At 45.7% G+C, this 13,998-nt stretch carries 13 protein-coding genes; 5 read left to right on the forward strand and 8 right to left on the reverse strand.

Going from position 1 to position 13,998, the window contains the following annotated elements; genetic code table 11:
- Nucleotides 1–8: 8 nt before the first annotated feature.
- On the forward strand, nucleotides 9–497 hold the full coding sequence (locus EYR97_RS10160) for a hypothetical protein (RefSeq protein ID WP_242634987.1): 489 nt from the start codon (nucleotides 9–11) through the stop codon (nucleotides 495–497).
- A gap of 56 nt (nucleotides 498–553) precedes the next feature.
- Here the strand turns inward: EYR97_RS10160 and EYR97_RS10165 are convergent, their stop codons facing one another.
- Nucleotides 554–1,774, reverse strand: coding sequence for an acyl-CoA dehydrogenase family protein (locus tag EYR97_RS10165; protein ID WP_131093712.1), 1,221 nt, complete (start codon nucleotides 1,772–1,774; stop codon nucleotides 554–556).
- A gap of 164 nt (nucleotides 1,775–1,938) precedes the next feature.
- On the opposite strand from EYR97_RS10165, the gene EYR97_RS10170 reads away from it, so the two are divergent.
- The 4 genes from EYR97_RS10170 (at nucleotide 1,939) to EYR97_RS10185 (ending at nucleotide 6,148) form a co-directional block, all read left to right on the forward strand.
- The gene (locus EYR97_RS10170; RefSeq protein ID WP_131093713.1) at nucleotides 1,939–2,862 is read left to right on the forward strand and encodes a LysR family transcriptional regulator; all 924 of its coding nucleotides are present in this window, start codon (nucleotides 1,939–1,941) and stop codon (nucleotides 2,860–2,862) included.
- A 39-nt stretch (nucleotides 2,863–2,901) separates the two neighbouring features.
- Nucleotides 2,902–3,663 (forward strand): MBL fold metallo-hydrolase, encoded by a 762-nt coding sequence (locus EYR97_RS10175; RefSeq protein WP_131093714.1) that lies wholly within the window; start codon nucleotides 2,902–2,904, stop codon nucleotides 3,661–3,663.
- Nucleotides 3,664–3,854: 191 nt separating this feature from the next.
- Nucleotides 3,855–5,240: a YcjX family protein gene (locus EYR97_RS10180; RefSeq protein ID WP_131093715.1), complete on the forward strand. Its 1,386-nt coding sequence runs from the start codon at nucleotides 3,855–3,857 to the stop codon at nucleotides 5,238–5,240.
- A gap of 2 nt (nucleotides 5,241–5,242) precedes the next feature.
- A complete protein-coding gene (locus EYR97_RS10185) occupies nucleotides 5,243–6,148 on the forward strand; it encodes a YcjF family protein (protein WP_131093716.1) in 906 nt (301 codons plus the stop codon).
- Between the two features lie 27 nt (nucleotides 6,149–6,175).
- On the opposite strand, the gene EYR97_RS10190 is transcribed toward EYR97_RS10185, so the two are convergent.
- The 7 genes from EYR97_RS10190 to thiC form a co-directional block, all read right to left on the reverse strand.
- The gene (locus tag EYR97_RS10190; protein ID WP_131093717.1) at nucleotides 6,176–7,402 is read right to left on the reverse strand and encodes a threonine/serine exporter ThrE family protein; all 1,227 of its coding nucleotides are present in this window, start codon (nucleotides 7,400–7,402) and stop codon (nucleotides 6,176–6,178) included.
- Nucleotides 7,403–7,621: 219 nt separating this feature from the next.
- A complete protein-coding gene (thiH, locus tag EYR97_RS10195) occupies nucleotides 7,622–8,764 on the reverse strand; it encodes a 2-iminoacetate synthase ThiH (RefSeq protein ID WP_131093718.1) in 1,143 nt (380 codons plus the stop codon).
- Nucleotides 8,761–9,531 (reverse strand): thiazole synthase, encoded by a 771-nt coding sequence (locus tag EYR97_RS10200; RefSeq protein ID WP_131093719.1) that lies wholly within the window; start codon nucleotides 9,529–9,531, stop codon nucleotides 8,761–8,763. The genes thiH and EYR97_RS10200 overlap by 4 nt, the downstream gene beginning before the upstream one ends.
- Nucleotide 9,532: 1 nt before the next feature.
- On the reverse strand, nucleotides 9,533–9,742 hold the full coding sequence (thiS, locus tag EYR97_RS10205; protein ID WP_131093720.1) for a sulfur carrier protein ThiS: 210 nt from the start codon (nucleotides 9,740–9,742) through the stop codon (nucleotides 9,533–9,535).
- Entirely contained in the window at nucleotides 9,739–10,485 is a 747-nt protein-coding gene (locus tag EYR97_RS10210) for a HesA/MoeB/ThiF family protein (RefSeq protein ID WP_131093721.1), read from the reverse strand. The genes thiS and EYR97_RS10210 overlap by 4 nt, the downstream gene beginning before the upstream one ends.
- Nucleotides 10,478–11,998: a thiamine phosphate synthase gene (gene thiE, locus EYR97_RS10215; RefSeq protein WP_131093722.1), complete on the reverse strand. Its 1,521-nt coding sequence runs from the start codon at nucleotides 11,996–11,998 to the stop codon at nucleotides 10,478–10,480. The genes EYR97_RS10210 and thiE overlap by 8 nt, the downstream gene beginning before the upstream one ends.
- Entirely contained in the window at nucleotides 11,995–13,893 is a 1,899-nt protein-coding gene (gene thiC, locus EYR97_RS10220; protein WP_131093723.1) for a phosphomethylpyrimidine synthase ThiC, read from the reverse strand. Before thiC ends, thiE begins: the two co-directional genes overlap by 4 nt.
- Nucleotides 13,894–13,998 lie beyond the last annotated feature (105 nt).

A 13,998-nucleotide genomic window follows, 5' to 3' on the forward strand; every position in this document is an offset into this window, starting at 1 on the left:
TGGCGTTAGTGGTATTGGCTAGCTTAAGTAGCCAAGCATTTGCACAGTTAGATAAAAAAGACATTGAGCACATTGAAGTACTCGGTCAACAAACCACGCCGCAATTAGTGCGCGCGTTTGAACAACAGCGTTTTGCATTCTTAGAACTTTACAACAGCATTAATGAAGTAGCGAAGTTTGACATGATTTGTAGTACTGTTAAGCCTATAGGCAGTCAGATTGCTCGCAAAGAGTGTGAGCCTCGGTATCTAAAATCATTCCGTGCGTTAATGGTACAGGCAGCAGGTAATACCTCAACAAACAATACAAGAATGTCTATTGATTTAGGGCGCTTGGCAAGTAACGATGATGCTCTATTTCTAACCAAGGAAACACGTGAAGAGAGCTACGAACACGTTGCCGCGCTAATTGCGACGCATCCGGAGTTATTCGAAAGCTTTGTAAAGCTTGATGCTATTAATCAAAAAATTAAACAGCGTAAAGAAGATAACAATTAGTTGGTAAAATAAAACGCGGTGCTGAAACAAGCACCGCGTTTTTTTCATGTATATGGTTACTGGTATTTCTTTAGCTCTAACCGAGATACCATTCCCTTATGCACTTCATCTGGGCCATCAGCCAAGCGCAATGAACGCGCACCAGCAGCAAAACGCGCCAGTGGGAAATCACTGCACATACCTGCACCACCGTGAATTTGAAGCGCCATATCAACAACACTTTGCAGCATATTAGGTACCACCACCTTAATAGCAGAAATTTCTGTCATGGCGTGTTTTACGCCAAGGTTATCTATTTTCCATGCGGCATGTAACGTTAGCAATCGCGCCTGTTCGATGGCCATACGCGCATCGGCTACACGCTCTAAATTACCCCCTAAACGGATAATTGGCTTGCCGAATGCTACGCGCTCGTGACCGCGTTTAAGGGCAAGTTCTAACGCTTTTTCTGCCATACCAATAGCGCGCATACAATGGTGAATTCGACCAGGGCCCAAGCGACCTTGTGCAATGGCGAAACCTTTACCTAAGCCCATAATTAGGTTGTCTTTACTAACCCTAACATTGTCAAAGTGCATTTCACCATGACCATAGGGAGCATCATAATCGCCGTAAGCATCCAGCATACGCTTTATGGTGATCCCCGGTGTATCAAGGGGAACCACAACCATACTGTGACGACTGTGCTTGTCATTTTCTGGGTTAGATAAACCCATAAAAATAGTAATGGCTGCATTGGGATGACCAAGCCCCGTAGACCACCACTTTTTGCCGTTAATGACCACATCGTCACCATCTTCAATAATAGTGGCGGCCATATTGGTGGCATCAGAGGACGCGACATCCGGCTCAGTCATGCCGAACACAGAGCGGATCTCGCCAGCAAGTAAAGGTTTCAGCCATTTCTCTTTTTGCGCCTCGTTGCCGAAGTGATAGAGTACTTCCATGTTTCCCGTATCAGGTGCGTTGCAGTTGAATATTTCTGGTGCGAAAATATAACGGCCCATGCGCTCAGCCATAGGCGCATATTCTAAGGTGGTTAAACCTTGGCCTAACTCTGCATCGGGCAAAAACAAATTTGCAAGCCCAGCTTCGCGAGCTTTTGCTTTAAGGGCTTCAGTTCCAGGGTGCAATTTCCAGTTTTTCCAGTCGCCGTGATTATTCTCTTTGTGGTGAAAGTCATACACTTCGTCTTCAATAGGTACAATGTGCTGTTCAATAAAAGCATCTAGTTTGTCTAGCAAGGCTTTTGTCTTGTCGTTATGAGAAAAATCCATAGGGCACCTTTTTATCAGTTAGCTTCTATAAGCAAGCGTAGTGTTTTGTCTAATAAGCATACTAATGAAAGTTGTTTAATGAATGAAATGAAATATAATCTCAATATGTTATGAATATTATTCATTGCTATGGTGGTGAATATTTCCTTTAAGAGGGTGACGCGTTGCTCGAAAGTAGACAGTTTGAAAAGCTCGATCTTAACTTACTCAAAGTTTTTGAAGCGCTTTGGCAACACAAAAATATGACACGTGTTGCTGAAACACTGCATATAACGCCTTCTGCAGTTAGCCATGCAATGAGGCGTTTTCGCGATATTTTGGGTGATCCACTCTTTGTAAAGGAAAAGCAAAGCATGTTGCCAACGGCGGCATGTGAGCGTCTTGCACCTGCCATATTGCAAGCCCTCGGTGATATTAGAAAAGCACTCGGTGAGTTCACTGTATTTAATCCACAGCAAAGTCATCAGCGATTTGTTATTGCTATGCAAGAGTCGTTAGAACTTGGCGTTTTACCTACGTTACTCGCCACCTTAGAGCAACAAGCCCCTAATATTGAGATTGTAAGTACACGACTTCATCGCGACAGTATGTTGGCAGACTTAAGTAACCGAAACTTGCATTTGGTTATAGATATAGGGCGGGCTATTTCCGCTCCTATAGCGCACTCACTACTACGCCGCGACAATTACCGCGTCCTAATGAGTAAGTACAATCCGCTGGTCAATGCGTTAGATAAACGGAAATACTTGCAGGCGCGCCATATCACGGTTTCTAACCGTGCTAAGGGACCATCCGTAGAGGAAATTGCACTTCAGCAATTGGGGGTAAGTCGACCGTCAATATGGCGCTGTCAAAACTACCGCGCAGCGGCTGACGTGGTATCTAAAACGCAGGCAATACTCACTTTACCCGGGTCTGTGGCCGACTCTGTGCACGATGAAAATCTCATAAGCTTTAAATTGCCTTATGGACTACCTGCATTAGAAACGCACTTATATTGGCATACCCAACAAGAAGGCGAGCCGGGGTTAATGTGGTTAAAAAACTTAATGCTACAACTGTTCGCTGAATCTGGTCTAACCAGCTAGTTTTTGCTAGTATGCTGGCAGTTAGCGAAGAGTCTTTTTATGAAATTACATACACTGTCAGGTTACATTCAGCACATATATTTAGTTGAAGACAATGCTGGGTTGCTGTTACTTGATGGCTGTAGCAGGGCCGATGTCGATATGGTGTGCGACTATATTACCCAGACGCTTGGCCGGCCTTTGAATGACCTGAAGCTAATTGTGGTAACACACATGCACCCTGATCACGCTGGTGGTGCTATGCGACTTCGAGGCCGCACCGGCGCACAGGTTGCCGCCCACCCCAAAGCGTCAAATTGGTATTCGGGTATAGCTGGGCGCACAGCGCATAGTATCGATTTATTACTGACGTTGTGGGTTGCTAGCCGAATAGGCAAACATAAAGCGCCGGTATGGTACAACCCAATTTTAGCACCTGACTTGATAGTTAAAGACGGGCAACGACTACCACAATTTCATGACTGGCAAGTCATGTACACGCCGGGCCATACTGATCACGATTTGTCCTTGGTGCATTTACCTACCAAGCAAGCCTACATTGCTGATGTACTTGTGAAAGTGAAAGGTGAATTAGTTCCCCCATACCCACTTTGTCATCCCAACCAATACCGCGAAAGTCTCAAAATACTCGCGCAGTCACAAATTGATACATTCTTTTGTGCCCATGTTCCACCGACCGCTAAAGCGGATATCGATTTTGAACACGTTATAGAGAATGCACCGCGAAAGCCCAAGAATCATTGGCACTCAAGCAAAAATCGTATTAAGAAAAAGTTGTTCGGATTAACCCGTGAGCACTAAATATTGCTTCGTGCTAACGCGCTGATATTGCGTTTTAGATGGCAAAGCGCCTGCTTACCCTTGCATTTGTTTGCTTAGTGACCACATTTATATAATGCTGGCAGTTTCTTTATTTGGGGCTGGTTTTGCTAGTTTTAAACTACTAGCAGGTTAAGCCTTGTAGCGGAAGTACTAGGAACAACATCACTCATATGCAAGAAAATATCGCAACGATTTTTGATAAGACACGAGCTGTAGCGTCGCTTACGGGCGATAAATTGGCCGATGTGTTTAGTAAAGAAACCCACAGATTTACGATTACTGGGTTAAGTCGTAGCGGCAAATCTATGTTGTTTACCAGCCTGATAACGATGTTAAAAAGTCGCAGTGAGGAAGGTTACGCCTGCATGCCTCTACTGCGTTATTTACCTCCGTCACAAGTACTCGATATGCACATTGCGCCCATTGATGGGTACCAACCCTTCCCACATTTGGACAATCTCGAAGCACTAAAGCTAGGTGAATGGCCTTCAGCAACCGAAGAGGCTTATGGGTTTAAGCTTATTGTTAGATTGAAGCAAACAGGGCCTCTGAAGAAACATTTGTTACCACACACAGACGTGGTTTTTGAGTTTATTGACTACCCAGGTGAGTGGATCACCGATATTCCCATGCTTAATAAGCCATACGCACAGTGGTCAGACTCTGCGTGGGCACAACTTAGTAGTGGTCCTCAGCAGTATTTTGCCACGACTTGGAAGCAGTTTGTCAATGAATTCGATTTCGAACAAGCCCCAACACCAGAGCGAATAACGCAGCTCATTAACGCCTATCGCGACTACTTAATTGAAGCGAAAGCCAACGGTATATCCCTGTTACAACCGGGTAGCTTCTTATTGGAGTCGAGTGATTTTGATTGGAAGAATTTCGGCTTTACACCGTTGCCGTCAAGTATAACCAGTGATATTTCCCACCCTTGGTTTAAGGCTTTCGACAAGCATTATGGTTCGTTTCAAAAAGCGTGGTTAACCCCGCTGAAGCAGAACATTTTTAAAGAAACAGATAAGCAAATCATATTGGTCGACTTGTTTGAAGGTCTTAATCACAGCAGGCAGCATCTTTATCAACTAAAAGAAACATTAAGTCATTTGGCCGACACCTTTGTGTATGGGCAGAGTAGTTGGTTTTCACGTACTGTGCTTAAAAAGCAGCAAATTGGTCGTGTGGCCTTTGTTGCGACAAAGGCCGATCTTATTCCTTCAAACCAGCGACAAAACTTACTGAGTTTACTGACGCAAGTTACAGAAGGTGCAAGGGCGCGCTTTAACGATAAGCCCATAGAATTTGAGCACTTCTTAGTGTCGGCGCTACAGGTTACCGACGAGGGTGGAAATGCCAATGCCATTCGTTACAAAAATAGCGAAGGTCAATATGTAGAGTCAACCTTTGAAGCATTGCCGCGAACACTGAAAGAGATGGAAGAGGGCAGTCACTTTCCCGTGCCTCGCGTTACCGTTCCTCAAGACTTTAAAGCACGTATCTTAGCGGGCAAAGGCATCGACAGATTACTGCAGTTTTTACTGGGTAAAGGAGAATAGTTATGAGTGAGCAACCTCAATACAAAGCCAAAATTACCACACAAACGTTAAATATTGCCCAGCCTGAAACTGCGCTACCTCAGCAAATTGAAGACGATAATTGGGACATAGAAACACCATCAAAAGGTATTTCATTGGGCACAGCTACCTTGGGGTTTGGGGTCTTTTCTCTTATTGGTTTTTTCGTGTTTGAAGCATACACCACATTGGTTGCCAACGTCGCTGAGCACCCTATTGGCACTACAGTTTTAGGTACTATGTTAGTGGGCTTTGTTGGCTGTCTGAGTTTACTGAGTGCGAAAGAGTGGCGTGGTTACAAGCAAGTGAATACTGCTATGTCTGATGCAAACGCTATTCGCGCTTTGTATACGAATTCAAGTGCTCAAAGTGATGTGCACAAGGTTGAGCGTACGTTAACGCAGCACGGTAAACGCTTTTCAGCTGACTCTTATGCGGCGTATTGCTTTTCACAGTACCAACGACAAATTCAAGCTGATATGACTGCCAAAGAAAGGTTAGGGTTGTATGAAGATGTTGTATTGAAGCCTGTGCAAGACAAGGCGCAAAAGGTGCTTAATAAGGAGTCGTTAACGGCAGGCAGTGTGGCCTTTATTAGCCCGAACAATTTAATCCAAACCTTTGCGGTTATTTGGATAAGTTTTCGTACCATAAGACGTATGGCTAGGGTTTATGGCTTACGACCTAGTACAGTAGGGAATTGGAAATTACTTAAAGTGCTGGCGCAAAACATTGCTGCGCAGGGCATATTTGATTTAGCAACAGACGAAGTTGCCAATCAAATTGGTGGAAGTTTGTCGGCGAAGTTTATGGAAAACTCCGCCGAAGCCATTGCAGCAGGTGCGTTAAACGCGAGACTTGGGCGAGCCTTAATTAAGCTGCTGAAGTAGAGCTGTTTTACATTCCAAAAGGTGCTTTTACAGCGCCTTTTTTGTTGGCATGACGACGTTGGCAAAAATAAGCCCCGCCAACAGTGACATGAAAATCAAAAACACTTCTTGCCCTAGATGATCGGCTTTGACGAAATCCTGCCCAGTCATAAAAGAGTTTAAGCCAATGTAGGTTTTAGAGCCCGGAACCAGCACAATTAACCCGTGCATAGCGACTATGGTGGCCGGTTGGTTGGCAATACGGGTAAAGGCATTGGCAAATATGCCTAAAGCAAAAGCGCCAACGAAGGCCCCTAAACCTGGGCTCATGTAATCCGAACTCCACGCGGTAGCGCTATAGGCAATAAATGCCGCAGCAAGTGCCCAAGGTATGTGTTTTACACGGGTACGAAAAATAGCAACAAGGGCAAAACACAACAGAAAAACGGCTAGCCATGTCGCCCAATAAGGCAATGACTCTGCAGGGGTATAAATGTTTTCGCCAAAGGCACTAAAGCCCACAGAAACACCAAGAAAGGCACCGAAGTAGAGTTTAAATAACTGCATAATGGCATCCATGGTGCGCGCAGTGCCCGACACCATATTGCGAGATGACAGTTCCGCTAAGCCCATGGTTAGCGCAAGACCAGGCACAAACACAATTACTGACGACAGCACTACAAGGGGTATATTGATGCCAGGGTCGATATAACTACCGATGGCACAGGCGAGTATACCTCCGAGAAAGGCAGTAACAGGCTCAAGCATCAGGTTCACCCGTTTTGAGCGCTGTGCCCATAGTGTCCACATATAGGCAATAATACCCAAAGCCCCTGACCAACCTATTTCACTCCAACTGGCACCCATCAACATGGCAAATGCGCCCGTTGCCATAGCAAAAGCCACACCTGTAATAACTTTGCCGTAAGGGCTTCCCATGGCATCTATTTCGTCAAGGCGGTTGTCCGCTTCGCTTAATGTTAGCTTGCCCGCTAGTAGCTCACTGGCTAATTCGTCGGTAAGCGACAACGCGTTCATATCAAGGTCGCCCGGTAGAAGACGAGCGGCATGGTTGTACTCGTCTTCGTGACGATTACTCCAAATTACAAAGGTTAATGACGTAGGGGTGGAAATGAATGACGCATTAACCCCTAAATACGTCGCTACTTCGCCAAGATAAGCTTCTAGCCTAAATGCGGGCGTACCGTATTTGTGCAGCATTTTCCCTAGCTTCACTATAAATCTACGAATTTGAATAAATTCAACGGTATCCAACGCAATGTCCTTTATAAGCCCTAATTAAATATGAGGGAAATGTGAGAAAAAAGCCAGACGAGAAGTTTTCGGTCTGGCTAAAATTTGGGCGGATTGTACGGAGTGAAAACAGGGAAATCAAAACATATTTTTTCTATTTTTATGATAGAAAAACTAATGTGTTAAAAATACTTAAATAACGCATTTTACAGCGCTTTTTGCATTTGTTGATTGCACTTGTTAAACCGACTTATCCCGCAACTGAAAGGGCAACCAGTCTTGCCAAATTGTGTCTAAGCCATTAGCGTGAATGGCATTAACTACTTCGCTCACGGTTCTGTTGTCATCAATATCAAACTGATTAAGTGCTTGGGTGGGCTTACTGTAACCCCCTGGTTGTGTTTGTGATGCTGCACTCATTGATGTGATACCCAGTGTCATCGCGCCATCTCTGAATTTAGCGGATTCTCGGGTAGATAAGGTTAATTCCGCATAAGGATTGTAGATGCGATGTGCGCATATAAGCTGCAGTAGTTGCCTTTCGTTCGGCAAGTTTAGGTTTCTATCTATACTGCCAACTTCACTGTTGCCTTCACAGCGACGAAGCCGAGGGAAAGCAATAGACACACGGCTTTGCCAATAATGTTGCTGGATAGTTTGTGCATGCAACGCGGTCATTACACTGTCTACACGCCAGTTGCCTAAGCCCAGTAGCGCCCCAATACCTATTTTATCGATACCCGCTTGACCAAGGCGGTCGCTGGCTTCAAGTCGCCACATAAAGTCCTGTTTTTTCCCTCGCGTATGATAGTTGCTATAATAACTGGGAGAATAGGTTTCTTGGTAAACCAGTACGGCGTCTAGCCCCAGTGTTTTTAGCTTTTCGTATTCTGTGCAATCGAGTGGCTGTACTTCCATCATTAAATAACTAACGTTATCGCGAATGGCATCAATAACTTGCTCAAAGTAGTGCATACCCACTTTGCTCTCATGTTCACCGGTTACTAGCAGTACCTGCGAAAACCCCATTGTGTTAATTGCGTTTATTTCCTCAAGGGTTTCGTTTATAGAAAGGGTGGTGCGCTTAATTTTGTTGCTCATGGTAAAGCCGCAATAGGTACACTCGTTGGCACATAAGTTAGAAAGATACAAAGGCACAAATAACTGCATGGTATTGCCAAAGCGCTGACGTGTTAATGTGTGCGCACGTGTGGCCATATTTTCCAAATAAGGTGTTGCCGCCGGGGAAATAAGTGCCATGAAGTCGTCTAAATTCAGCACACTTTTACTTAACGCCACCTCGACATCCCTCGCAGTCTTGCTGTTCACTGACAAGGCAATGTGTGAAAGGTCTTGCTGCAATAAGGTTTGCGCTACTTTCACAATGCATCCTCCAAAAACGCAGTAAACGGGCTAGATGCGATCCCTTGAGAGCGCGTTATACCAAACCCTGCTTCAAACGCTAATCTTCCCGCTTCAACGGCATTCGCAAACGCTGTTGCCATGGAGGTTGGGTTGCTTGCGGTGGCGATGGCAGTATTGACCAGTACGGCATCCACTCCCATCTCCATTGCTGCCATGGCCTCGCTGGGCTTTCCAATACCCGCATCAACAATAACGGGCACATGGGCTTGCTCTACGATTATTTGTAAAAACGGCTTAGTTTGAAGCCCTTGATTACTGCCGATAGGGGCACCTAACGGCATAACAGCAGCGCATCCAACATCTTCAAGGCGTTTGCACAAGACAGGATCGGCGCCGCAGTAGGGCAGTACAGTAAACCCTTTTTTTACTAGTGTTTCTGCTGCAATTAATGTTTCGATGGGGTCGGGGAGTAAATAACGTTGGTCAGGGTGAATTTCGAGTTTGATCAGGCGGCTTTGAATGGCTTCAAAAGCGAGTTCAGCCGCAAAGATCGCTTCTTTTGCATTCCTAGCGCCAGAGGTATTAGGAAGCAAGGTTACACCGAGTTTACGCAACACTTTGAGGGTGCTATCTCCCTCACTGTTATTGGATATGCGTTTCATGGCAAGAGTAACAATATTACTGCTCGATGCCACAAGGGCTTGCTCCATGCTATCGACACTGCTGAATTTTCCCGTTCCTGTCAGTAGCCTTGATGTGTATTGATGGTTGGCGAGTGTGAGCATGTTAACCTCCTGCGACAAGTGTAAAAACATCGACTTTGTCACCACTATTCAAATAGGTTTTTGACCAGTCGGGTCTACTTACGATGGTGTGATTTTGGGCGATGGCAGTGCCGATGTCGTCGAGTTGGTTCAGAGCAATTAGCTCTGCAATCGATATTGGTGATATAACCGACATAGGCGTGTCGTTTACGAAAATATTAATTTGTGTCATTGGCAAACCTTGCAGTGAATAGAGCGCGTAAGAGCAAAAGCGCGAATAGTGCTTTGTGCGGCGTCACAATGGATGTATTGGCCCCATTTAATATCTGCGTTGTTGCCTTTGGCTAAAAACAGTAATGCTTGTGTGGCTTGGTGGCAGGCAGCCATGCCCACCACAGGACCTAAAACGCCTTGAGTTACGCAGTCTTCTCGCACTTCTATGGTGTTGGTTAAACAGGCATAACAGCCCGCATTGGATTGATTCGGAAGAAGGTTTACTGCTTGCCATGTGCAACCGCTGGCTGCGGCGATAAAAAGCGGTTTGTGGGCAAAAAAGCAGGCCTGATTGATTAGCTTTCTAACTGCTAGCGTATCTGTGCAGTCGAGCACGCAGTGAGCGCTTTGAATAATGCACGGTAAATTATCACGGTCTGCATAAATACATTTACCTTTGATGTTTACAGATGGGTTTACCTTCCTTAATTCATTGAGTAGGGCTTTCGCTTTAAGCTCTCCCAAGTGCATTTCGTTATAGGTTACTTGGCGTTGTAGGTTACTGATGTTTACGATGTCACCGTCAACAAGTGTTACATTCCCTACGCCAGCACCAACCAGAAAACGCGCAGCTAAGCTACCTAAACCACCTAGCCCTATTATGACGACATGAGACTTTGCAATGTTCTCATGGCCTTCTTCTTCTATCTGAGGCAGCATGAGCTGCCTGCTGTAACGTCTTATTTCGCTACTACTAAGCATGCTCTACCTCCCGTATCAACGCATTACAGGCGTGCAGCGGGTCACTCGCTTCGGTAATAGCCGTGACTACGGCAACACCCTGTACCCCAGTGGCTTTTACGGGCTTAATTCTAGATTGTGTTATACCGCCGATTGCAACAGCTGGAATGTCACCACACAAAGGCACATAATTGGCTAGTCGTTGTAACCCTTGTGGTTTCGAGGGCATGACTTTAGTGGTAGTGGGAAAAATATGACCTAACGCAATGTAAGACGGATTGAGTTGTTTAACTCGCTGAATTTCCGCATAGCCGTGGGTGGATATACCAAGGCGTAATCCTGCTTTTCGGATAGCATCAAGGTCAGCTGTTTCAATATCTTCTTGCCCCAAATGCACCCCATAGGCACCCAATTCTATGGCCAATGCCCAATGATCATTAATAAACAACTGACATTGGGAGTGTTTTGTTAACTGAACGGCGTTAGCGATCTGTTCCCTAATTTCATCCTTTGAACCTTCTTTTATACGAAGTTGAATAACTTTTATGCCTGTGGGCAGCAGTGCTTTTATCCATGCAACACTATCGACAACGGGGTAAAGACCAAGGTTGGGGTTAAGCAGCGGGAGAAATGAAACATCGTCGTTTATGTTAGGGGCAACGTGCCCGTTTATTTGTGTATTTGCGCATATAGTCAAACGTGGAAACGCATCGGGGTTAGAGGGAAACCCGTTTATGCTTGCAACAAAATAGTCGCCGGTGCTGCGTAGTGCTAAAGAGCGAGTCTCTCTTACATAAGCGATAGCTAGCGTCACCGCATCAATAAGGCTATAGCCTTTGACCACAAAGCCACAACAGGCACTGGCTAGCATACAACCTGTACCTCTGAGTAATACTGTGTTGTGTGTAGATAGAGTAAAGTAAACTATCTGCTCGCTAGTGAGTAATACGTCTACCATGTCATCTTGCCAGTGCGCATGACCTCCTTTCACCAAAACCGCTTTTGCCCCCAGTGATATAAGCTGCTGCGCTGCCGCTACTAAAGAGGATTGATCGGTGATGGGTAACCTAGATAGTGCAGCAAGTTCTTCTATGTTGGGAGTAACCACATCTACCGTGCGCAATAACTGTGTAATCGCAGTATGAGTCAAACTGCCCAGATGGCTTAAATGACCGCCCGATGAGGTAATGAACACAGGGTCCCACGCTATAAAAGGGCGGGGTGAAGACAGGCGCTGAATGTTGCTGCAGATAGTGTGAGCTTGTTCGTCATTTGCCAGCGCACCAATTTTTATGGCATTGGGTGGTAAGTCGTTTTCAAGTACTTGCCACTGTGTGTTAAATACATTCGATGTAGTGCCCTCACTGCGCAGCAGGTTTGTATGAGATTGAGCACTAAGCAGTGTGGTGATGGCGCAAGCGTGAATGTTTAAGCTTGTTAGGGTTGTGATGTCGCGGGTTATACCCGCGCCACCACTTGAATCTACGCCGCCGACACACCATACAACAGGGCTTGGTATTGCCGGGGTTGTCATGGCAGCTCTACCTTACTGTCTGTTGAGTGGTAAAGCTCGGCACCTGAACGATTAAAGGCCTTTGCCATGTCTTGCATGCCCTGATTTTTTTGTTCAGCTTGCTTTGCAACATCGCGTACTTCTTGTGAAATTTTCATGCTGCAAAATTTAGGGCCGCACATAGAGCAAAAGTGTGCAACTTTGCCTGATGCCTGTGGCAAGGTTTCATCGTGGTATGCACGCGCTGTGTGTGGGTCGAGTGCCAAATTAAACTGATCTTCCCAGCGAAATTCAAAGCGGGCTTTTGACATGGCATTGTCTCGAATTTGCGCGCCAGGGTGGCCTTTCGCTAAATCAGCAGCATGTGCAGCAATTTTGTAGGTGATGAGACCTTGTTTGACGTCTTCTTTATTGGGTAACCCCAAGTGTTCTTTAGGCGTGACGTAGCACAACATGGCGCAGCCGTACCAACCAATCATGGCGGCGCCAATGCCTGAGGTAAAATGATCATAGCCTGGTGCTATATCGGTCGTTAATGGGCCTAAAGTGTAAAACGGCGCTTCGTGACAGTGTTTCAGTTGCTCTTCCATGTTGGCTTTAATCATGTGCATAGGCACGTGACCTGGGCCTTCAATCATTACTTGAACATCGTATTGCCAAGCAATTTTAGTGAGCTCGCCTAGGGTGCGTAGCTCAGAGAATTGAGCCTCATCGTTTGCATCGGCAACACTGCCAGGGCGCAACCCGTCACCTAATGACAATGCAACATCGTATTGTGTGCAAATCTCACAGATTTCAGCGAAGTGTTGGTATAAAAAGCTCTGTTTGTGGTGGCTTAAACACCATTTCGCCATAATTGAACCACCACGGGATACAATACCCGTAACCCGTTTAGCTGTTAGGTGCACATACTCAAGCAACACGCCTGCGTGAATAGTAAAGTAATCCACACCTTGCTCTGCTTGCTCAATAAGGGTGTCTTTAAATACTTCCCATGTTAGGGCTTCTGCAACACCGTTAACTTTTTCCAGTGCTTGATAGATGGGAACAGTTCCCAGTGGCACAGGACTATTGCGCAAAAGCCATTCGCGAGTTTCATGGATATTGCGACCTGTAGATAAATCCATGATGGTGTCTGCTCCCCAGCGCGTAGACCAAACGAGTTTTTCCACTTCTTCTTCTATGGACGACGTAACCGCAGAGTTACCAATATTGGCGTTAATCTTTACTAGAAAGTTGCGCCCAATAATCATTGGTTCAAGCTCTGGGTGATTGATATTACATGGGATTATGGCTCTACCTGCTGCTACTTCTTGGCGTACAAACTCAGGTGTAATCGTATCTGGCAAGTTGGCGCCAAAGTGTTCACCGTTATGCTGCTGCGTTAACTCCGCATCTTTGATCGTTTGCCTTCCCATGTTTTCTCGAATAGCGATGTACTCCATTTCAGGGGTAACAATACCTTGGCGAGCATAGTGGAGTTGGGTCACATTTTTGCCTAGCTTGGCTTTGCGTGGTTTTCGCTCGCTTATGAAGCGAAAATCTTCGGTGAAAATATCATTTTGACGGGCTTTGGCGAATGTAGAAGAGACACCGTCAAGTGAGTATGTATCACCGCGTTCGTCTATCCACCGCTGACGGCGTGGCGTTAACCCTTTATGTACATCAATGGTTTCGGCTGGGTCGCCATAAGGACCTGAAGTATCGTATACGGGAATAGCTGGGTTGGGTTGAAACAGTGGGCTTTCTTCTGTACCTCCTACCAAGCTGTCGTGCTGGTGGATGTGGCGCATGGCCACTTTAATATCTTCGCGGCTGCCTGTTTCGTAGTAGCGAGTAGAGTTGGGGTATGCTTCACCCGCGAGTTCATTGATAAATTGTTGCGCTTGTTCGCGCTGTTTACGTCGAGTCGACATAGCATTTTGGCCTTAAGTGTTTAGGTTTAAAAATGCTTGTCAGGAGTGAAGGAGAATATAACGTGAGCGTGATTGCCGTTAAACCGTGATTACCGTTAAACGATA

Origin of the sequence: Alteromonas sp. KUL42, assembly GCF_006538325.1 — a bacterium.
GTDB lineage: Bacteria > Pseudomonadota > Gammaproteobacteria > Enterobacterales > Alteromonadaceae > Alteromonas.

Coding starts and splice junctions, on each gene's coding strand:
- EYR97_RS10165 (WP_131093712.1), bottom strand. CDS start 1,774: ATGGATTTTTCTCATAACGACAAGACAAAAGCCTTGCTAGACAAACTA.
- EYR97_RS10175 (WP_131093714.1), top strand. CDS start 2,902: ATGAAATTACATACACTGTCAGGTTACATTCAGCACATATATTTAGTT.
- EYR97_RS10180 (WP_131093715.1), top strand. CDS start 3,855: ATGCAAGAAAATATCGCAACGATTTTTGATAAGACACGAGCTGTAGCG.
- EYR97_RS10185 (WP_131093716.1), top strand. CDS start 5,243: ATGAGTGAGCAACCTCAATACAAAGCCAAAATTACCACACAAACGTTA.
- EYR97_RS10200 (WP_131093719.1), bottom strand. CDS start 9,531: ATGCTCACACTCGCCAACCATCAATACACATCAAGGCTACTGACAGGA.
- thiS (WP_131093720.1), bottom strand. CDS start 9,742: ATGACACAAATTAATATTTTCGTAAACGACACGCCTATGTCGGTTATA.
- EYR97_RS10210 (WP_131093721.1), bottom strand. CDS start 10,485: ATGCTTAGTAGTAGCGAAATAAGACGTTACAGCAGGCAGCTCATGCTG.
- thiE (WP_131093722.1), bottom strand. CDS start 11,998: ATGACAACCCCGGCAATACCAAGCCCTGTTGTATGGTGTGTCGGCGGC.
- thiC (WP_131093723.1), bottom strand. CDS start 13,893: ATGTCGACTCGACGTAAACAGCGCGAACAAGCGCAACAATTTATCAAT.